The organism is Cupriavidus sp. FW305-46 (genome assembly GCF_058787075.1).
The window spans coordinates 23,637-43,689 of sequence record NZ_JBYSZI010000015.1 but is presented as its reverse complement, the minus strand read 5'-3'; the positions used below and the strand labels follow the sequence as shown (position 1 = coordinate 43,689).

The 20,053-nt window shown below is 67.4% G+C and carries 21 protein-coding genes; 10 read left to right on the top strand and 11 right to left on the bottom strand.

All coding sequences use genetic code 11. The features are described from left to right. Window positions 1-9: 9 nt before the first annotated feature. Entirely contained in the window at window positions 10-429 is a 420-nt protein-coding gene (locus tag AC3WON_RS09825; RefSeq protein WP_492318691.1) for a PaaI family thioesterase, read from the bottom strand. A gap of 304 nt (window positions 430-733) precedes the next feature. Between AC3WON_RS09825 and AC3WON_RS09820 the strand changes: the two genes are divergently transcribed. Next, entirely contained in the window at window positions 734-2,140 is a 1,407-nt protein-coding gene (locus tag AC3WON_RS09820; protein ID WP_492340454.1) for a selenium-binding protein SBP56-related protein, read from the top strand. Next, window positions 2,137-2,802, top strand: coding sequence for a hypothetical protein (locus tag AC3WON_RS09815; protein ID WP_492318653.1), 666 nt, complete (start codon window positions 2,137-2,139; stop codon window positions 2,800-2,802). Before AC3WON_RS09820 ends, AC3WON_RS09815 begins: the two co-directional genes overlap by 4 nt. 9 nt (window positions 2,803-2,811) lie before the next feature. On the opposite strand, the gene uraD is transcribed toward AC3WON_RS09815, so the two are convergent. Together uraD and AC3WON_RS09805 are read right to left on the bottom strand one after the other, a co-directional pair. After that, entirely contained in the window at window positions 2,812-3,330 is a 519-nt protein-coding gene (uraD, locus tag AC3WON_RS09810) for a 2-oxo-4-hydroxy-4-carboxy-5-ureidoimidazoline decarboxylase (protein WP_492351712.1), read from the bottom strand. A 124-nt stretch (window positions 3,331-3,454) separates the two neighbouring features. Next, complete coding sequence (locus tag AC3WON_RS09805) at window positions 3,455-4,399, bottom strand: LysR family transcriptional regulator (RefSeq protein ID WP_011616945.1); 945 nt, start codon at window positions 4,397-4,399, stop codon at window positions 3,455-3,457. Window positions 4,400-4,789: 390 nt separating this feature from the next. On the opposite strand from AC3WON_RS09805, the gene AC3WON_RS09800 reads away from it, so the two are divergent. From AC3WON_RS09800 to uraH (AC3WON_RS09790), 3 genes are read left to right on the top strand one after another with little or no spacing between them, the layout of a single operon-like run. After that, window positions 4,790-6,139, top strand: a complete 1,350-nt coding sequence (locus AC3WON_RS09800) for an MFS transporter (protein ID WP_492351711.1) — start codon at window positions 4,790-4,792, stop codon at window positions 6,137-6,139. Between the two features lies 1 nt (window position 6,140). Then, on the top strand, window positions 6,141-6,650 hold the full coding sequence (uraH, locus tag AC3WON_RS09795; RefSeq protein WP_340526673.1) for a hydroxyisourate hydrolase: 510 nt from the start codon (window positions 6,141-6,143) through the stop codon (window positions 6,648-6,650). Window positions 6,651-6,681: 31 nt separating this feature from the next. Continuing rightward, window positions 6,682-7,017: a hydroxyisourate hydrolase gene (gene uraH, locus AC3WON_RS09790; protein ID WP_011616942.1), complete on the top strand. Its 336-nt coding sequence runs from the start codon at window positions 6,682-6,684 to the stop codon at window positions 7,015-7,017. A gap of 66 nt (window positions 7,018-7,083) precedes the next feature. Here the strand turns inward: uraH (AC3WON_RS09790) and AC3WON_RS09785 are convergent, their stop codons facing one another. Further along, a complete protein-coding gene (locus tag AC3WON_RS09785) occupies window positions 7,084-7,530 on the bottom strand; it encodes a winged helix-turn-helix transcriptional regulator (protein ID WP_492351710.1) in 447 nt (148 codons plus the stop codon). Window positions 7,531-7,633: 103 nt separating this feature from the next. On the opposite strand from AC3WON_RS09785, the gene AC3WON_RS09780 reads away from it, so the two are divergent. Further along, window positions 7,634-8,890: an MFS transporter gene (locus AC3WON_RS09780; protein ID WP_492351709.1), complete on the top strand. Its 1,257-nt coding sequence runs from the start codon at window positions 7,634-7,636 to the stop codon at window positions 8,888-8,890. Window positions 8,891-8,932: 42 nt separating this feature from the next. Here AC3WON_RS09780 and AC3WON_RS09775 read toward each other — a convergent pair whose 3' ends face one another. From AC3WON_RS09775 to AC3WON_RS09750, 6 genes are read right to left on the bottom strand one after another with little or no spacing between them, the layout of a single operon-like run. Next, window positions 8,933-9,919, bottom strand: a complete 987-nt coding sequence (locus AC3WON_RS09775; protein WP_492318659.1) for a Bug family tripartite tricarboxylate transporter substrate binding protein — start codon at window positions 9,917-9,919, stop codon at window positions 8,933-8,935. Window positions 9,920-9,979: 60 nt separating this feature from the next. After that, complete coding sequence (locus tag AC3WON_RS09770; protein ID WP_492318660.1) at window positions 9,980-10,741, bottom strand: cupin domain-containing protein; 762 nt, start codon at window positions 10,739-10,741, stop codon at window positions 9,980-9,982. Window positions 10,742-10,755: 14 nt separating this feature from the next. Next, window positions 10,756-11,583, bottom strand: coding sequence for a GntR family transcriptional regulator (locus tag AC3WON_RS09765; RefSeq protein ID WP_492318661.1), 828 nt, complete (start codon window positions 11,581-11,583; stop codon window positions 10,756-10,758). Continuing rightward, entirely contained in the window at window positions 11,580-13,370 is a 1,791-nt protein-coding gene (locus AC3WON_RS09760; RefSeq protein WP_492351708.1) for an acyclic terpene utilization AtuA family protein, read from the bottom strand. The genes AC3WON_RS09765 and AC3WON_RS09760 overlap by 4 nt, the downstream gene beginning before the upstream one ends. Window positions 13,371-13,393: 23 nt before the next feature. Continuing rightward, on the bottom strand, window positions 13,394-14,161 hold the full coding sequence (locus tag AC3WON_RS09755) for an enoyl-CoA hydratase/isomerase family protein (protein ID WP_492351707.1): 768 nt from the start codon (window positions 14,159-14,161) through the stop codon (window positions 13,394-13,396). A gap of 2 nt (window positions 14,162-14,163) precedes the next feature. Next, window positions 14,164-15,414, bottom strand: a complete 1,251-nt coding sequence (locus tag AC3WON_RS09750) for a CaiB/BaiF CoA transferase family protein (protein ID WP_492351706.1) — start codon at window positions 15,412-15,414, stop codon at window positions 14,164-14,166. Window positions 15,415-15,561: 147 nt separating this feature from the next. Here AC3WON_RS09750 and AC3WON_RS09745 point away from each other — a divergent pair, with 147 nt between their 5' ends. Continuing rightward, entirely contained in the window at window positions 15,562-16,155 is a 594-nt protein-coding gene (locus tag AC3WON_RS09745) for a hypothetical protein (protein ID WP_316154142.1), read from the top strand. A 48-nt stretch (window positions 16,156-16,203) separates the two neighbouring features. Here the strand turns inward: AC3WON_RS09745 and AC3WON_RS09740 are convergent, their stop codons facing one another. Further along, window positions 16,204-17,106: a LysR family transcriptional regulator gene (locus AC3WON_RS09740; protein WP_316154143.1), complete on the bottom strand. Its 903-nt coding sequence runs from the start codon at window positions 17,104-17,106 to the stop codon at window positions 16,204-16,206. Window positions 17,107-17,243: 137 nt separating this feature from the next. Between AC3WON_RS09740 and AC3WON_RS09735 the strand changes: the two genes are divergently transcribed. From AC3WON_RS09735 to AC3WON_RS09725, 3 genes are read left to right on the top strand one after another with little or no spacing between them, the layout of a single operon-like run. After that, a complete protein-coding gene (locus AC3WON_RS09735) occupies window positions 17,244-18,239 on the top strand; it encodes a hydroxyacid dehydrogenase (protein WP_492351705.1) in 996 nt (331 codons plus the stop codon). A gap of 44 nt (window positions 18,240-18,283) precedes the next feature. After that, window positions 18,284-18,988 carry an RraA family protein gene (locus AC3WON_RS09730; protein ID WP_492351704.1) on the top strand — a complete coding sequence of 235 codons (705 nt, stop codon included), beginning with the start codon at window positions 18,284-18,286 and terminating at the stop codon, window positions 18,986-18,988. A gap of 51 nt (window positions 18,989-19,039) precedes the next feature. Then, on the top strand, window positions 19,040-20,014 hold the full coding sequence (locus AC3WON_RS09725) for a Bug family tripartite tricarboxylate transporter substrate binding protein (protein WP_492351703.1): 975 nt from the start codon (window positions 19,040-19,042) through the stop codon (window positions 20,012-20,014). Window positions 20,015-20,053 lie beyond the last annotated feature (39 nt).

Sequence of the window (20,053 nt, the reverse complement as noted above, 5' to 3'; positions counted from 1 at the left end):
GCGCACTGCCTACTTCAGGTACTTCATCGTGGCGACGCCCGTTGCCACCAGCAGCTCCCCATCCAGCCACACCTCTGCGCGCGCAAAGAAGATCGAGCGTCCGCGCCGGTCGACCATGCCCTTTGCGGTCAGCAGCTTGCCCGTGCCGTTGCTCAGGAAGTTCGAGGTCAGCGACAGCGTGACCGCATGGCGCGCGGCCTCGCCCGGCGCCGAGTAAAGGCCCGAATAGCCAGTGGCGGCATCGAGCAAGGTGCAGATGGTGCCGCCATGCACGACCCGGCTGCGGTTGAGCATACTGGGCGCGAGCGGCAGCTCAAGTTCTACATAGTCGTCGCGCCACTCGGTGATCCTGACACCGATGCTCTCCAGTGCCGGATTGTCCAGGCAGAACTTCTCATCGCCCTCGCCTTGAGGTTTCACCGCATCCATTGCTTGGGTTTCCATTTCGCTGATCGTTTCGCTGATACCGGCGTGGCGCGCGTCGCGCGCTGGCCCGGAGCCTCATTTCTGCTTGATTTATGGCTTTTCGTAAATCTCTATTTCACGAAGCGCATCTTTTGCCAGCATGAATCGGCACCCTGGAGGTCATTCCTTTGCCGCGCCTGTGCCGCCTTTGACTCGGTATTGAGAACGACCTAGGCTAAGTAGGCTTCCCCTGCACCTTGGCCACGCGCCACGGGCAAGTGATGTACCGGCGACGTTGCGACGTCCTGCATAACCAGGAGGGTTCCCCATGAACATGCGGCCAGATCCGACATTTCACGCCTCGCCGGAACTCGCGATCAGCGCACCAGCGGAATCATTTGCCTATACGGTGCTGCTAAGCCCCGACGCATCGCAGCCAGACGCGCTCGCGGTGATCGACGCCAAACCCGGCTCGCCCACCTACAGCCAGGTGGTGCATACCGTGCCGATGACCAACAAGGGCGACGAGTTGCACCATTTCGGCTGGAATGCGTGCTCGTCGTCGTTGTCGCCGCTGACCGGCCATGCGTTTCTCGAACGGCGCTACCTGATCATTCCGGGCATGCGCTCGTCGCGCCTGTATATCATCGACACCAAGCCGCACCCGACCCAGGCACGGATCCACAAGATCGTTGAACCGGACGAGATCTTCCGCAAGACCGGCTACTCCAGGCCGCACACCGTGCACTGCGGGCCGGAGGGCATCTATGTCAGCACGCTCGGGGGCGGTGGCCCGGATGGCACGGACGGCGCGCCCGGCATCTTCATCATGGATTGCGAGACCTTCGACGTGCTGGGCCGCTGGGAAATCGACCGCGGCGAGCAGGAAAAACACTACGACTTCTGGTGGAACCTGCCGCGCGACTACATGGTGTCGAGCGAATGGGCCCTGCCGCCGCAGTTCGAGAACGGGCTGGTGCCCGAGGACCTGCTGGGCAACCGCTACGGGCACAAGCTGCATTTCTGGGACCTGCGGGCGCGCCGCAACGTGCAGACCATCGACCTTGGCGCCAACCACCAGATGGCGCTGGAAGTCCGGCCTGCGCATGATCCGATCCGGGAATACGGCTTTGTTGGCGTGGTGGTCGATACCACCAACCTGGAAGGCTCGATCTGGACCTGGTGGCGCGAAGGCGGCAAGTTCCACGCCGAGAAGACCGCAACCATCCCGCCCGAAGCCGCCGACGCAAGCCTGCTGCCGCCGCTGCTGCAGGGCTTCGGCGCCGTGCCGCCGCTGGTGACCGATATCGATCTGTCCCTCGACGACAAGTTCCTCTACGTGTCCTGCTGGGGCACCGGCGAAATGCGGCAGTATGACGTGAGCGATCCGCGCAACCTGAAGCTCGCCGGCTCGGTCCATATCGGCGGCATCGTCCGCCGCACGCCGCATCCCAACGGCAAGCCCTTCACCGGCGGCCCGCAGATGGTCGAGATCAGCCGCGACGGCAAGCGCGTCTACTGGACCAACTCGCTCTACTCCACCTGGGACAACCAGTTCTACCCAGACGGCATCCCCGGCACGCAGGTCATGGCGCATGCCGGCCCGGACGGCGGGCTGACGCTGGCCGATGACTACTGGGTCGAGTTTCCGGAAGGCTACCGCGCGCACCAGATCCGGCTGGAAGGCGGCGACTGCTCGACCGACTCGTTTTGCTATCCGTCGGTCAAGGCTTGACCGGTCACGCCTGGGAACAGATCGGCCTCTGGTCGGCAGTGCTGGCCAGCGGCCTCTATCACGGCATCAACCCGGCCATGGGCTGGCCGCTGGCGGTAGCGAACGGCCTGCTGGCGCATAGCAGCCGCGCCCTCCTTGCCGCGCTCGGATACCTGGCTTTCGGGCATGCGCTTGCGGTATTGGCGGTGACGCTGCCTTTCGGCATGCTGGCGGCCCTGGTCGCCTGGCAAGCGCAGATCCGCATCGGCGCCAGCGTGCTGCTGATCGGCTGCGGCATCGTGCTGCTGCTCAGGCGAGGCCACCCGCGCGCACTGGTGCGCATCGCGCCATCGCGGCTGGCGCTATGGTCGTTCGCGGTGGCGATCGCGCATGGTGCCGGCCTGATGCTGGTGCCGATCTATCTTGGCCTCTGCCGTGTCGAGACGGACCTGGGGCACCAGGCCGCCGCCACGCTCGCCAGCGCCAACCTGGGCATGGCGCTGCTGGTGTCCGTCATCCACACCCTGGCCATGTTCGCCGTGGGCGGCGCCATGGCATGGCTGGTCTACCGCTACCTGGGACTGAAGTTCGTGTCGCGGAGCTGGTTCAACCTGGAGGCGGTCTGGGCCGCCAGCCTCATCCTGGTGGGGATGCTGGCGCTGGCGCTTGAAGCCTTTGGATAGGCGCTGGACTCAACCGGCCAGCCGCGCCGCCAGCCGCCCGCGCGTGATCGCGGCGATCTGTGCCAGCGCTTCGTCAAGCTCCTGCTGCGTGCTCCGGCCAAGCCGGCGCTCGAACGCGGCGAAGATGCCTTCGCGGGTGTAGTGGCGCACGCAGATGATGAACGGGAAGCCGTGGCGCGCCTGGTAGTCAGCGTTGAACTGGTCCAGCGTGGCCTCTTGCTGCGCCGACATCGCATCCAGGCCGGCGCTCTTCTGCTCGGCGTTGGAATCGGCCGTCATCGTGCCCGCGCGGATATTGCGTGCCGACAACTGCGGGTGCAGGTTCAGGAAATCACGCTGGCGCGGCTCGTCGAGCTTGCGCACCACGTCCATCATGGCGCCATGCAGCGCCGTTGCCGATGCGAACGGCCGCTGCGCCCAGGCGCCCTCGGCGGCCTGCGGAAAGTGTTCGAACACGCTGCCGAAGGCATCGGCAAAGGCCGCTTCGTCCAGGGCGTTGACCGACGCCAGGTCGAGTGGTTGAGACATGGATGCTTCTCCCGTAGGGATCCCGCGCATGGGGAATCGTTGGATACGGGGCCGAGTATAGGAACGGCCCGCCGCAGCGGCGAGAGCCCGCGCCCTATAGATCCCATAACAGAAACCGATACCGCTAGCGGCGCATATCGCGCAGGTCGCGCAACTCCTGCGAGGCGGCGGTCAGCATGCCGCGCAGCCAGACATGCGCGGCCGAGCGGTGGCGCGACGGATGCCACAGCTGGTAGAAGCGCATGAACGGGAACTCGATCGGCGGCTCCAGCACCGCAAGCGGCACATGCTGCGCATGATAGTTGGCGAAGTGGCGCGCGGTGGTCAGGATCAGGTCGGTGCCGGGGATCAGGCTGGGCGCCAGGTTGAAGTAGGGACAGCTGACGCGGTTGTCCCGGTGCACGCGCATGGTGCTCAGCCCGGCATCGACCAGGCCGCGCTGGTCGCGCGAATACGGCGTGGGCACGATATGCGAGGCGCCCAGGTAGGCCTGGGCCGTAAACTTGCCGGGCTGCGCATGCACGCTGTCCTGCGCCACCACGCACACCACCTCGTCTTCCAGCAGCACCGACAGGTGCAGGTGCTCAGGCGGGTTGGGCCAGTTGCCGATCACGATGTCGACCGTACCCGCAGACAGCGCCTGCTCGTAATCAAAGGTGGCCCCCAGCGGCAGCGCCGACAGCCGCGCGTGCGGCGCCGCACGCCGCACCGCGCGCACCACGTGCGCGAAGAACGGCGGCGCCAGGTAGTCAGGCATGGCCACCACGAAGCTCTGCTCGGTGGTGGCGGGATCGAAGCGCTCGTCCGAGACCAGCAGGTTGTCCAGCGCGCTGAGCGCGGCCTGGGCATTGCGCGCCAGCTGCAGCGCGCGCTCGGTCGGCACCATCACGTTCTTCTCGCGCGTGAGCAGCGGGTCGTTGAAGATCGCGCGCAGGCGCTTGAGCGCGGCGCTGATGGCCGGCTGCGACTGGTTCAGGCGGATCGCCGTGCGCGACACGCTCTGCTCGGCGATCAGGATGCACAGCACGCGCAGCAGGTAGGTATCGAACGGGTCGTCGGCGCGAATCATGTTGGGTCCGTGGCAGCAAAAGTGGAGGCCTGGCGGGTGCGGCCGCCGCCGCTCCGGGCGGCAACGCCATGCCGGGCAATGGCAACTTTGTAGCGTGTCGCGCACCGCACGGCAACCGGTACAACCCGGACGAGCCTGCCCGGCGCGCGTGCGCGCACCCCCGAAAACGCCCTGACTAGGGTAATCCATAGGTACGCCGAAGGTCCGCCCCGTCTCCCGCAAACCCGCGCCACACAAGGGATTGCAGCCCATATCGGCGCTGCTATGGGGCCTATACCAGCCCCCTCGTTTCGCATTGGCGGGCCATTCATATACTTGCTCCCAACCCGGCGGACGGCATGCACCGCCGCCAAGCAAGACCTGGCAGAACACGACAAGACAGGAGACATCATGTCGATCACGAAACAAGGCATCCCAGTATTCGCCGGCACCGCCGACGACGCCGAGGACAGCGTCTACCGCAAGGTAACCTGGCGCCTGCTGCCCTTCCTCGGGGTGCTGTGGGTACTGGCCTGGCTGGACCGGGTCAACATCGGCTTCGCCAAGCTGCAGATGCTGGACGCGCTGCAGTTCAGCGAGGCCGTGTACGGGCTGGGCGCAGGCATCTTCTTCCTTGGCTACTTCTTCTTCGAAGTGCCGTCGAACATGCTGCTGCAGAAGATCGGCGCCAAGAAGACGATCATGCGCATCACCATCTGCTGGGGCGTGATCTGCATGCTGCAGAGCTTTGTCACCACGCCCACGCAGTTCTACATCCTGCGCTTCCTGCTGGGCGCGTTCGAAGCCGGCTTCTACCCGGGCGTGATCCTGTACCTGACCTACTGGTATCCGTCGCAGCGCCGCGCGCGCGCCTTCGGCACCTTCATGTCCGCCTCGGCCATCGCCGGCGTGCTGGGCGGCCCGCTGGCCGGCTGGATCATGACCGGCATGGCTGGCGTGAACGGCATGCACGGCTGGCAGTGGCTGTTCATCCTGGAAGGCATCCCGTCGGTGCTGGCCGGCATCTTTGCCTGGTTCTACATGACCGACAAGCCGGAGCAGGCGCGCTGGCTCTCCGACGACGACAAGCGCGTGCTGCAGGACGCCCTCAAGCGCGACAACGCCGCCCTGGGCGAGCGCGGCCACGACTGGCGCACGCTCTTCACCAACCCCAAGGTGTGGCTGCTGATCGCGATCTTCTTCTGCCTGCTGTGCGCCAACTCGACGCTGACCTTCTGGATCCCGACCATCATCAAGGACGTGGGCTTCACCACGCCGATGGCGGTGGGCTGGATCGCGGCCGTGGCCTACCTGTGCGGCGCCGCCGGCATGATCCTCAACGGCGCGCATTCCGACCGCCGCAACGAAGTGCGCTGGCACTTCAGCGGCGCGGCGCTGGTCGGTGGCGGTGCCATGGCCGTGCTGGCCGTGCTGCTGGGCGCGCAGGTGCTGTCGCCGGTGATCGCACTGCTGGCCATGACTGCCGCGCTGGTCGGCACCATGAGCGCCATCCCCGTGTTCTGGCAGCTGCCCAACCGCTACCTGGCAGGCAGCGCCGCCGCGGTGGGCGTGGCCCTGATCAACTCGGTGGCCAACCTGGCCGGCTTTGGCGCGCCTTATGTGATGGGGCTGGTCAAGAACACCACCGGCAAGCTCACCTCCGGCCTGTACCTGGTGGCGGCGATCGAGGTGCTGGCCGCGGTGCTGGTGCTGATTGGCATCCGCAAGCTGGGCGGCAAGCACGGCAAGCAAGGGGCCTGACATGGACGACCATAGCTTCGATCCCACCCGCCGGCGCTTCGCGCTGCAATCGATGACGCTGGGCGGCGGCGCGCTGCTGGCCGGTGCCAGCTGGGGCGCAACGCCCGATGCGGCGGCCCCCAACCAGACCGCAGCACCGGTGCAGCAAGGCGGCCTGAGCCCGCGCCTGACGCTGCACGCGCTGGACACCTATCACGGCACGCCCGCGGCCGGCATGCGCGTGGAGATGTTCCGCATCGACAATGGCCAGCGCACGCCGCTGCAGACCGTCACGCTGGCCGCCAACGGCCGCAGCGAACCGCCGCTGCTGATCGGCGACAGCTACCGCACCGGCACCTACGAACTGATCCTGCACGCGGACGAGTACTTTGCCGCGCGCAAGGCCAGCCTGCCGCAACCCTCCTTCCTGTCGAAGATCCCGCTGCGCCTGCGCGTCACCGACGCCAGCCAGCGCATCCACCTGCCCGTGCTGTTCGGGCCGTGGAGCTACAACTACTACCGCGGCAGCTGACGCCGCGGCCCTACCCGGAGACAAACGCATCATGGCAGGCATCAGCACACATGTGCTCGACGTATCCCTGGGCCGCCCCGTGGCCGGCATGCAGGTCGAACTGTTCGACGTCGCAACCCAGCCGCCACGGCTGATCGCGCGCACCCGCACCAACCACGACGGCCGCACCGACACGCCGATGCTGCCGCCGGCCCAGGCGCGCACCGGCGAGTTCGAGCTGCGCTTCTGGGTGGCGGACTACTTCCGCACCCCCGACGTGTTCGCCGACATCGTTCCCGTGCGCTTTACCATCGCGGACGCCGCGCAGCACTACCATGTGCCGTTGCTGTGTTCGCCGTGGAGCTTCGGGACGTATCGGGGCAGCTAAAGGCAAGAACCATGTCGCCCGTGCTGGAAAGCGGGCGACTGTTGACGACCTCGTCACCGCCCGCCCCTAGCGCGGCTTGCGCACTTCCGCTTCCCCCGGCAAGAGCACATCACCGTCGCTGGTCCGGGGCATCATCAACGGCACCGGCTTCCCGGTCCGCTTTTCCACCATCTGCGAGCGCCGCTCGCCCCGCGCAAACAGATGGTGTTCGCCCCATTGGCGCAAGGCCAATACGATGGGGAACAGGCTCTCTCCCTTCTTCGTCAGCACATACTCGTGATACGCACTGCCATCGGAAGCCGGCTGCGTCGTCAGGATGCCGGCTTCCACCAGCCGGCGCAGGCGGTCGGACAGGATGTTGCGCGCGACCGCCAGGCTGCGCTGGAAGTCGCTGAAGCGGCGCATGCCGTCGAAGGCATCGCGCACGATCATCAGCGACCAGCGCTCGCCGACCAGCTCCAGGGTGCGCGCGACGGGGCAGGTTTCATCGCTCGGGTCTTTGCGGGTGGCCATGTCTTGGTTGCCTTGGGGCTGTGCAGCCCGTCAATGTAGTTGCATTTTAAAACCAGTAGGCTTACGCTTCAACTGGTTTTATTTTGCAACCACATGGACTGGTATGGAAACCTCCCCCGCTACGCCGGTGACGGCACCGCCTCCGACTTGCCCTGCGGCACCGCGCGCGAACCTGCCGCGCGGCGCCGTGCTGCTGTTCGCCTGCGCCAGCGGCCTGAGCGTTGCCAATGTCTATTACGCCCAGCCGCTGCTGGATGCGCTGATGGCGGATTTCTCCATCAGCGCCGGGGCCATCGGCGGCGTGGTCACCGCCACCCAGCTTGGCTGTGCCCTGGCACTGCTGTTGCTGGTGCCGCTGGGCGACCTTGTGCAACGCCGCCGCCTGATGCTGGCACAGGTGTTTGCCCTGGCCGGCGCGCTGGCTGCCGTGGCACTGGCGCCGTCCGTTGCGGTGCTGCTGGCGGGGATGCTCCTGACCGGCTTGCTCGGCACCGCCATGACCCAGGGACTTGTCGCCTATGCGGCCGCGGCAGCAGGGCCGCATGAACGCGGGCACGTGGTCGGCACCGCGCAGAGCGGCGTCTTCATCGGACTGCTGCTGGCGCGTGTGGTTGCCGGCGGCGTCAGCGACATGGCCGGGTGGCGCAACGTCTATGTCTGCGCCGCAGCGGCGATGCTGGTGCTTGCGTGGCTGCTATGGCGTGCGCTGCCAGTGGTGGCCAGCGCCGGCCAGCGGATGCGCTATGCCAGCCTGGTCGCATCGATGTTCCTGCTGCTGCGCCGCGACCGGGTCTTGCAGATCCGGGGAACGATCGCGCTACTGATGTTCGCGGCGTTCAACATCCTGTGGAGCGCCCTGGTATTGCCGCTGAGCGCTCCGCCCTACGGGCTGTCGCATACCGCCATCGGCGCTTTCGGGCTGGTTGGCGCGGTGGGTGCCCTGGCGGCCGCGCGTGCGGGACGCTGGGCGGACCAGGGCTTCGGGCAGCGGACCACGCTCGCGGCACTGGTGCTGCTGGTGGCGGCCTGGCTTCCGCTGTCGTGGCTGGAGACATCGCTGTGGCCGCTGGCCATTGGCATCGTGCTGCTCGACCTGGGGGGCCAGGCCATCCACGTCACCAACCAGAGCATGATCTTCCGCACCGATCCCGCGGCGCACAGCCGGCTGGTCGGCGCGTACATGCTGTTCTACGCGGCGGGCAGCGGGCTGGGCGCCATTGCCACCACGGCGGTCTATGACGCCGCCGGCTGGCGGGGCGTCTGCGTGCTGGGCGCCGTGGTCAGCTTGCTGGCACTCGTGTTCTGGGCCGCCACCCGCCGCTTCATGCCGGCGCAAGCCGCGCAAGCGCATAAGGTGTAGGGCCTGCAGGGAACGTTCCGCGCATCAATGCCCCCCTCTGCGTCACTCGGGCTCGATTCCCGCTGCCTTGATCACCTTGGCCCATTTCAGGGTCTCGCTGCGGACAAAGGCGGCCAGTTCCTCGGGCGTCGACGGCGCAGGCTGGCCTCCGGTGCGGGCAAAGTAGTCGGTGGCAGCCGGGCCGGTCAGGCCATTCCGCATCAGTTCGCTCATGCGGTCCACTACGGGCTTTGGCGTTCCGGCCGGGAAGAAGGCCGCCGACCATGCCACCATCTCATAGCCGGGCAGGCCGCTCTCCGCCATCGTCGGGACATCCTTGAGCACCGGATTGCGCTGCGCGGTGGTCACCGCGACCGCGCGCAGCTTGCCGCCCTGGATCAGCGTCATGGCCGGCGATATATCGGAGATCATGAAATCGACCTGGTGCCCCATCAGGTCGGTCAGGGCCAGCGGCACCCCCTTGTAGGGCACGTGCAGCGCCTGCACGCCGGCCAGCATTTTGTAGAGTTCGCTGGCGATGCGGGTCGACGAACTGCCGCTGGCAAACGTCAGCGCGCCATTTTTTGCCTTGGCCAGCGCGGTCAGGTCTGCCAGCGTGCGTACCGGACTGTCGGGCGGCACCACCAATACCAGCCCGCTCTTGGCGATCAGCGATGCCGGGGCGAAATCCTTGATCGGATCATAGGGCAGCTTCTTGAACAAGGACGCATTGGCTGCATGCGTGGTGTTGGTCGTCACCAGCATGGTGTAGCCGTCGCCGGTAGCGCCGGCTACAGCCTTGGCGGCAATGAAGCCGTTGGCGCCCGGGCGGTTGTCCACCACCACCGGCTTGCCCGTCTGCGCGGTGATCCGCTCGCCGACGAAGCGCGCGCTGCTGTCGGTGCCGCTGCCCGCGGGAAACGGCACGATGACGCGGACTGCCTTGTCGGGATATTGGCTGGCGTCCGCGGCCTGCGCCGTCCCGGCTGCGACCGCGGCCAGCGGCAACAGCAGCCCGATGGCCATATTGCGCATGCATGGATGAATCATGCTTTGTCTCCTCGTGCCTTTGGCATCTGTTGATGGTTCGGACCCTGGCGCGGGCCGGGTTCAGGGCACCGCGTCGTGCGCCCGCACCAGGATGGCCTCGCACGGGCCACCCTGCGCCGCAAAGCTGAAAGTGCCGCCCTCCGGCACAAAGACCCAGTCCCCCGGCTTCGCTGAGAAGCGCTGGCCGTTGATCTCGCCGCAGACCGAACCCGACTGCAGGAACAGCACCTGCTCCGTTGCCGCCACCGCGTGCGCTTCGGCGCCGCCCGTGGCTTCCAGTTCCAGTGCGCGGATATCCAGGTGCCGGGCGCCGACCGTGTCGCGCGTAATCACGGGCCTTGCACGCACGCGATGGTAGTGAGGCAGGCTTTGCGCCGCCTCATGCGCCGGCACCTCGCGCAGGCTGTCCGCCTGCGCGCGGCAGCGGGGGTCATCCGCTGCGCTGGCGACCACGGCGGCGTTCGGGTTTTCACTGTACGGCGGCGCGTACACCACCATGACCCGCACCGGCTCGTCGCTGACGACCTCGAAGCGGTGGAATACCCCCATCGGATTGAAACCCCAGTCGCCCGCACGCAAGGTGCGCGCCCTGCCGGCGACCTCGCCGATGCCCTCGCCTGCCAGCAGGTAGGACGCCTGCTCCAGGTTCGGATGCGCATGGGGCAAGGCGCCATGGCCGCGAGAAATCGTGCCCAACAGCACCTCGATGCGCCGCGCCCCGACTGTCTCCTTGCCGATCACGCGCTGGTTGGCGGTTCCGGTATGGTTTGCCGGGGAATAGGCGGGCACATCGGCGGCGCGCCTTACGAATTGCGATGTCATGCGTTGTCTCCTGTTTAGTCCTCTTGTCGGGGAGCAGCTTTCGGCACGGCCAGTTCGGGATAACGATCGGTCAGCTGCGCGGGCATCTCCACGTCGAGGATGAAGCGGTCGCCTCGGTACCAGAACCGGCCTGCCGTGAGCACGTTGCCGTCGACATCCAGCGTGGTACGGACAATGCGCGCGACTGGTGCCGCAAAGGCATAGTCCAGGTCGCGCGCCAGCATGGCGTCGGCCGGCTCCACGGTCATGGTCTGGCGCATCGTGCCAAGCCGGTCGCCCAGCTGCTCCCGCAGCAAGTGGGCAATCTTGTGATGCTTCTCACCGCCGCGCGGGAACCTGGCGAACACCGCTTCGGCCACGTACAGCTCGATCAGGCAGAACGGCATCCCGTCATGCACATGCAGCTTGCGCAGCATCACATAGCGGTCCATTGGCGCGCCGCAGGTGGCAAGCCCGGGCGGCAGGGCCATATCCTTGCGCTTTTCCAGGATGCGGATCTCGAGGTCGCTGGCGCCGACCGAGACATCATTGATGGCCGAACGCATGCCTTCGCCCGGGCCGGACGGCACCATGATGACGTGCGTGCCCCGCCCGCGCTGGCTGCTGATCAGCCCCTCCTCGGTCAGCAAGGCAAAGGCCTGCCGCACGGTGACCTTGGCAATGCCGTACGCCTGCGCGAGGTGCTCCACCGTGGGCAGCTGGTGCCCGACCGGATACTCGCCGGCGACGATCTTGTGGCGCAGCACGCTTGCCAGCTGCCGGTAGCGGGTCACGCCGCCGGCGCTGTCGTCGGCCAGCGCGATGCCGTCATTGGCTGCGACACTTGCGGTGGCGCGCGTCATGACAGCAGGCTCCGCGGCACGCGCACCGGCATCGTCAGCAGGATCTGGGCCATTCCCTTGCCAAGCGGATCATTGCGCAGCGATGCCATGCCGCCGCCATCGAGCGCCGACTCGCAGACGAAGTTCATCGCGTCGAAGCCCGGCAGGTCAAAGCGCGACACCGGCCCCAGCACCAGGTGGCCCAGCCAGTCAGCCACCCGCGCGGCCGTGACCTCGGCGCGCAGCAGCGCGAGGTATTCCGGCCGGCGCGCAATCAGGCCGATATTGGAGATATCGCCCTTGTCGCCGCTGCGCCCGTAGGCAAGCCGGACCAAAGGGACTTCAATGCTGTCGCCACCGGCGGGGCTGGCGGCGGCACCCTGCGCCTGCGCCGTCGCGCGGGCGGCGGCGTCCGTCGCTGCGTGCCCGGCCGGGATGGAGACGGCAGTCCGCACGCCATCCATGACCACCGCCGGCGACAGCGCGCCCTTGTCCAGCAGGAAGGCGTATTGCCGGATCGATGGCGACGGGCTCGCGCGTCCGCCGCCCGATCCCGTGGTGCCCGGCGACCAGCTCGTGCCGGCTGCCGCGATTTCGCGCGCGAACAGTTCAAGGGCCGCCTTCTCGGAATGCATGACCGCAAGCCGCATGATCGCCTCGCGGGTATGGCGCGCCGCGGCGTGTGGCCCGAAGCAGGATTCGGCGCCCAGCACTTCGACCCGGGTGCGGGTGTAGTCGCCCCATCCGTTTTCCGCGAAGAGCCTGCGCGTGCGGGCCAGGATGGCCTCGGCCGTGCGCTCGGCCTTGGCCACGGCGTCAATGCCGACGATGGTCAGCTGGGCATTGCAGCGGAAGCCATCCATATAGGTGGCGCTGACCTTGTAGCAGTGGCCCGGCGCACGCCCACGTGCGCCGCGCACCTCGACCAGGTCCGGCCCGGCCTGGCGCAGCGTCACTTGCGTGAAATCGCAGGTCACGTCCGGCAACAGATAGGCCGAAGGGTCGCCGATCTCATACAGCACTTGCTCGCCGACCGTGGCAACAGTGACCAGCCCGCCCGTCGCGGGTGGCTTGCCCACCAGGAAGCTGCCGTCCGCCCGGCACGCCACCACCGGATAGCCGATGCCCGGCCAGTCCGGCACCTGCTCCCAGTCGGTATGCAGCCCGCCTGTCGCCTGGCAGCCGCACTCGATGATGTGGCCGGCCAGGCTGCCCTGCGCCAGCCGGTCATAATCGTCCGCCTGCCAGCCGAACTCATGCATCAGCACGCCCAGGGTCACCGCGCTGTCCACGCAGCGGCCGGTAATGACGATCTGCGCGCCCTGGTCCAGCGCCTTGCTGACCGGCAGCGCGCCGAGATAGGCATTGGCGCTGACCAGCTGGTCCGGCAGCGGCAAGCCCTTCTGCATGTCGGTGATGCCTGCCTGGCGCAGCGACGCCACCATCGGCATGACATCATCGCCCTCCACCACCGCGATGCGCACGGCAATGCCCTGCTCGGCGGCGATCGCCGCCAGCGCCTGCGCGCAGCCCCGCGGATTGATGCCGCCGGCATTGCTGACCACGCGGATGTTGCGCTCAACGATCTCCCGCAACAGGCTCTTCATCGTCACCGTCACGAAGTCGGTGGCGTAGCCAAGCTCCGGCTTGCGCAGGCGTGCCGAGGCCAGCACGGACATGGTCAGCTCCGCAAGGTAGTCGAACACCAGGTAGTCGATCTCGCCGTGACGCACCAGTTGCGGCGCGCCCACGCTGCTGTCGCCCCAGAAGCCGGACGCGCCGCCGATGCGCACTGTCTTGTCATGCATGGTCCTGTCTCCTTGCCTTTGGCTTACTTGCCGGTCCAGTTCGGCTTGCGCTTTTCGCGGAAGGCGAGCTGGCCCTCGCGCGCGTCCTCGGTCATGGCGAACAAGCCGATCTGGCTTTCCGTGAACGCCATCGACTGCTCGAAGGACATCGCATCGATATGCTTGAGGGTATAGAGCCCACGCCGGATCGCCGCGGGCGACTTGTCGAGCAGCCGGCCCAGCAGCCAGTCAAGCTTGCCATCCAGGTCCGCACTGACGTGGTTGACCAGCCCTGCCGCCAGCGCTTCCTGCGCGGTCAGCGGCTCGCCGCAGAGGCAGAGCTCATTGAGCACGCGCCGCGGCACCAGCTGCTGCAGCACGCTCAGCACCTGCGCCGGGAACACGCCCACCTTGACCTCGGGCAGGCCGAACACGGCCCGCTCGCTGGCCACCGCCATGTCGCACATGGCCATCAGCCCCATGCCACCCGCCATGCAGGCGCCGTTGACGCGAGCGACCAGCGGCACGTTGGAGCGCCGCGCCTGGCGCAGCAGGTCGGCAAGCCGCTGGCCCGGCTCCGAATAGTCGAACGCAAAGGACTTGCCGCTCTGCAGGTCGGCGCCCGCGCAAAAGGCCTGGTCCCCGGCCCCGGTGATGACCACGGCGCGGATGGCCTCGTCATGGCTGGCACGATCGATTCCCGCGTGCAGCCCGTCCAGCACCGCCGGATTGATCGCGTTGCGGCGCTCGGGCCGGTTGATGGTCAGCCAGAGGACCGCGCCGCGGACTTCGCTCAGGAGTTCTTCGTTCATGTTCAGGCCTCGCTTGCCGTGCCGGTCGCATGCGCCGATGCCTGGCGCGGTTCGCGGGATGCGCCGGATGCCATCAGGCTGTCGATGTCGGCCTCGTTGTAGCCGGCCTCGCGCAGCACCTCGCGGCTATGCTCGCCCAGGGCCGGGGCATGACGGCGCTGCGATGGCGGCGTGCCGTGCCATTCGCTGGGCACTGCCATTTCGCGGATGCGGCCCACCGCCGGGTGGTCGGTTTCGCTGAAGAAGCCGATGTCATTCAGGTGCGGATCATCGAGCAGCGATTCAAAGGTGTGCATCGGGAACACCGGAATATCCGCCTCCTTCAGCAGCACCTGCCATTCCTCCGTGGTCCGCCTGGCCAGTTCGTCGCTGACCATGCCGTAGAGCTCGGTGATGTGCGCCGTCCGGGTGGTGATGTCCGCGAAGCGCGGATCGGTGTCGTACAGGCCGGGCTTGCCGATCACCCTCAGGAAGGCACGCCAGTGATGGTCGTGATAGATCAGGCAGCAGACATGGCCGTCGCGGGTCTGGTAGGGCCGGCGCTCGGGAGACAGCAGGCGCGGATAGCCAAATCCGCCCTTGGCTGGCACGAAGGTCTCGCCATAGAGATGGTCGCCCATCACGTAAGGCACCATGGTTTCGAACATCGGCACATCGACGCGCTGGCCGCGGCCGGTGCTCGCCCGCGCGTAGAGCGCGGCACAGATCACGCCGAAGGCATAGAGCCCGACGGAACGGTCGGCAATGGTCAGCGGGAGATAGCGCGGAATGTCGCCGGTGCCCATGGCGACCGCCTGGGGCAGCCCGGTGGCCGCCTGGATCAGGTCATCGAACGCCGCCTGCGGGGCATAGCGTCCGCGCTGCGAGAAGCCGAACATGCCGACATAGACCAGGCGCGGATTGATCTGCGCCAGCGTCTCGTAGTCCAGGCCGAGCCGCTGCATCGCCTGGGGCCGGACGTTGTAGGCCAGCACGTCCGCATCCGCCACCAGGCGCAGCAGCGCCTCGCGCCCCTGCGGCGACTTCAGGTCCAGCACGATGCTGCGCTTGTTGCGGTTCAGCCCCAGGAAAAGCGGCCCCATCTTCTCATTGCCGCAAGGTCCGATGCCACGGGTGCTGTCGCCCGTGGGCGGCTCCACCTTGATCACATCCGCGCCGAGGTCGCCCATCATCTGCGTGGCCGAGGGGCCCATGAACACGGCCGTGATGTCCACAACCTTGACGCCAGCCAGCGCTCCCGTCCTTGTCTCCATCCTTGCTCCTGTCTTACTTCTATAGTTCTATTAATAGAACTATATGACAAGCAGCCCGGCGGTGCAAGGGCCACGGGCAGACGTGGAGATGCATGGCAGGAGGCAAGAAAGCCGTAGAATCCCCGGCTGACAACTTCCCTCAAGACCGTGAAAGCACTTTCCCGCCTGAACCTGAAGCAGGTCGCCCTGCTCTGCGCCACCCTGCTGGCATCTGTTTCGATCCATGCCGCATCCCCTGCCCAACCTGACGCAGCCAGCAACACCGCGGCGCCGCTGGGACTGGAGCTGGGCAAGGCCAGGTGCTCTCGCCTGGCGCCGCCGCAAAATCACGCCAGGACCGGCAAGTCCGAGTGGGCCGGTGGCGACGCCGTTGAGCTCAGGCACCTGGAGCGCTTCCACCTCCCGGGCCTGACGCGCGTGATCCTGAACTGCGACGCGCAGGACACCGTGGCGCTGATCACGATGACATTCGAGCGCACGGCCCTGGATGAGGTGCGCAAGAAGCTCGACGAACGCTATGCGCCCCTGCGCAAGACTGAAGGCGCGGCGGAGAATGGCTACGCCGAGTGGGCCGCCGCCAATGGCAGCCTGGAATTGCTCTATGGGCGCGACAGCAAGCACTTCACCGTGGCGTACTGGGCCAGGGGCGCGAAGGCGAGGTACTTCTCATATAGCGGCACTGACAACAAGAAGCCCGCCGCGGCCACGCCTGCCAGCCAGCCCCAGCCTGCGCCGCTGTGACGGGCCCCGCGCTCCACGCAGGCGCCGTGGACGCGCTAGCCGCACGCCTCAGTGGAGTTGGTCGAAGAGCGTCTTGCCAAAGTCATGCAGCAGGCGGATCAGCCGGTCTGCCACGGGCGAAAGCGGCTGGTCCTTGCGAAACGTGATGCCGAAGTTCCGCACAAGCGTGGCAGCGGGCAAGGGCACTTCCACCAGCTCGCCACCACTGGCGCGCAGGGTGCGGCGCGAGACAAAGGTCAGCAGCTCGGTATCGGCGACCACACGGGGAATCAGCGGGATCGAGTTGGTCTCGATCTGCACCACGGGCCGCGGCAGGCTGCGCGACTCCAGCGTGTGGTCGAGCCAGGTCCGGCTGGGGACGGCGCGATTGGGCAGGGCCCAACGATATCCGGTCAGCGCTTCCAGCCCCGGCTTGCGCACCCGGAAGATCGGATGCCCCCTGACTGCCGCTACGACCACGGTGTCTTTTAGCAGCGTCTCGCAGTGAAACTCGTCTTCCTGTTCCGGCACGAAGCCGAGAATCACGTCCACGCGCCCCTCCCGAAGATCGCCGCGTAGCTCGTAGTTGTTGCGAATACTCAGTTGCAGCACCACGTTGGGGGCTTCGCGCAGCAGCATTCTGCAGATCGGCGGCAACAGGTATTCCGCGCCCAGCGGTCCGCTGCCCAGTCTCACCGTACCCGCAACGCCCCGGGCAATGGCCCCGACTTCATCACGCACCAGCTCCGCCTCCTGCAACAGGCCGGCGGCCCGGGCGCGCAGCGCGGTCCCTGCCGCGCTCAGCTTCTGTCCCCTGCCGTCACGTTCGAACAGTGCCGCGCCCAGCGAGGCTTCGAGCCGGTCCACCGCCTTGGTCAGGGTTGGCTGGCTACGGTGCACAAGCTCGGCCGCACGCCGGAAGTTGCCGGCATTCGCCACGGCAAGAAAGTACTTGAGGTCACGCAAATCCATTACCGGCACTCCGCATCGGGTGGTCGGGAAGTCGGGGCACGACTGATTACTTATATTTATCGAATAAGGAAAATTATAAGCTGGACGGAATCTGACTGGCGGTACAAGAATGGCCCCATACCAAACCGATCGCAGCCATGCCCTACACCGTCCTTGTTACCGCGCCCCGCCTTGCCGATGCCGGCGTCCGCCTGCTGGAAGCCGCCAACGCCAGGTTGCACTGCCTGGCCAACCCCAATGACTCGCAGGAGCTGCATCACCTGCTCGGCACACTGCCGGTAGACGCGGTGATCTCGCGCACCGTGGATCTGACCGGTGCCGCCATCGACGCCTGCCCCACGCTGAAGGTGATCTCCAAGCATGGCGTGGGCGTCAGCAACATCGATGTCGGCGCGGCCACCAAGCGTGGCATTCCCGTCTACGTGACGCCCGGCGCCAATGCCCAGTCGGTGGCGGAACTCACGCTTGGCCTGATGTTCGCCGCCGCCAGGCGTGTGACGTGGATGGATAGCGAGTTGCGCGCGGGCCGGTGGTCGCGCGCGCAGGATGGGGTGGAACTGCATGGGCGCACCATCGGCCTGGTCGGATTCGGGCAGGTCGCGCAACGCGTGGCGTGCGTCTGCCTGGCACTGGGCATGCAGGTCGCGGCCTTTGATCCCGCCCTGGCCGGCACTGCAGTGCCGGCCGCCGGCGTCACCCGTTTCGACACGCTGGAAGCATTGCTTGCCGTGAGCGATGTGGTCAGCCTGCACGCTCCCCTGAACCCGCACACGCGCGCGATGATCGGCCCCACCCAGCTTGCATGCATGCGGCATGGCGCCATCCTGATCAACACTGCCCGTGGCGAGCTCGTCGACGAAGCGGCCCTTGTTGCCGCCTTGCGCGGCGGGCAGCTCCATGCCGCGGGCCTCGACACCATGGCCGTCGAGCCGCTGCCGGCAGGCAGCCCGCTGCTCACGCTCGACAACGTCGTGCTGACGCCGCATGTCGGCGGCTCTACGCCGACGGCGCTGGCGGCCATGGCCAGCGATGCCGTGCGCAATGTGCTCGGCTACCTGCAAGGGACGCCGCCGGCGCCGGCCTGGTGCGTGAATCCCGGCGTGCTTGCCGGGCTGGGCCAGCGCATCGCATAGCGGCTGGCTGCCACCCTTCCCACCCGGTTTTCCAGGAGATACCCATGCACACCGAGCAAGCCACGGCCCTGTCATGGCCGGCGGGATACCGCATCAACCCCTGCGCCGACGGCTTTCCGGCCCCGCTGATCGCGGCATTCCGCGAGCTGCCGGTGCCGGCCGTCGGGGACGCCATGAGCCGCCAGATCGGCACGATCGGCCTGCGTCCCTACCATCGGCGGCCGGAGGCAGTGCTGTGCGGCCCGGCCGTTACCGTGCGCGTGCGGCCCGGCGACAACCTGATGATCCACAAGGCCCTGATGATGGTCCGCCCCGGCGACGTGCTCGTCATCGACGGCGCAGGCGATGTCACCCAGGCGCTGGTGGGCGGACTGATGCGCACCACCTGCGTGGCAAAACGGCTTGCCGGCCTGGTGATCGACGGCGCGATCCGCGACGTGCTGGAATGGGCCGAAGACGGCATGCCCATCTTCGCGCGCGGCAATACCCATCGCGGCCCGACCAAGGACGGTCCCGGAGAGATCAACGTGCCGATCACCTGCGCGGGCATGGCGGTGATGCCGGGAGACCTGATCGTGGGCGATGCGGATGGCGTGATCGCGGTGCCGGCAGCGCAGGCCGCAGAGATCCTCGCGCGCACGCGCGCCCACCTGGAGAAGGAAACGAAGATCCGCGCCGGCAATGCCACGGGAACGTCGGATCCGGAGCGCTTCGATGCCACGCTGCGGGCCAAGGGGCTGCCGGTCTGACGGGCCTTCGCCTTACGTCATGGCCTCACAACAAAGATTACGGAGACAACGATGCAACGACGTCAGTTTATCCAGGCCGGCGCAGCGATGACGCTGGCCGCCTCCGGCTTCGTCCGGGCGCAAGGTCCCTGGCCGCAGAAGCCTGTCCGGCTGGTGGTGCCCTTCCCGCCCGGGGGCGGCACCGATGCCACCTCGCGGCTGATCGCCGAGAAGCTGGCAACGCTCGAGCGCTGGACCGTGGTGATCGACAACAAGCCCGGCGCCGGCGGCAACATCGGCCTGGACATGGTGGCCAAGGCCGCGCCGGACGGCTACACCATCGGCATGGGCCAGGCCGCCAATCTCGCCATCAACCCCGGGCTCTACCCGAAGATGCCGTTCGATCCGCTGAAGGACTTCACGCCCATTGCCGGCGTCGCGGCGCAGCCGGTGGTGCTGGTCGTGCGGCAGGACTCCCCGCTGCGCACGCTCGCCGACTTCATCCAGGCAGCAAAAGCGCGCAGCGGCGAGACCGGCATTGCCCAGCCGGGCAACGGCACGGTCGCACACCTTGCGGGAGAGATGCTGGCGCGGCAGGCCGGCGTGCGCCTGATGCAAGTGCCTTACAAGGGAGCGGGCCCGGCCATGAACGACCTGCTTGGCGGCCAGGTGGCTGCCTGCTTCGGCAACACGGTGTCGGTCATGCCGCAGCTTGCTGCAGGCAAGATCCGCGCACTGGCGGTGACCTCGGCGCAGCGCCTGTCCGCGCTGCCAGCCGTTCCCACCGTCGCGGAACAGGGCTTCGCGGGCTTCGAGGTAACGACCTGGCTCGGCCTGGTCGCGCCGGCGGGCCTGCCGGCCGAGGTGACAGCAAAGCTCGCGGCAGCAACCCTCCAGGTCATGAGCCGGCCGGATGTCCAGCAACGGCTGAAGCAGGAAGGCAGCATCGCAACCCCGACGCCGCCCGCCGCATTCGCCGCGCATATCCGTGCGGAGCACGCCAGATGGGGTGCGCTGATTCGCGAGGCACAGATCAAGCTGAGCTGACCAGGCCATCGACGCCGACGCGGCCGGGTTGCCCCGCAA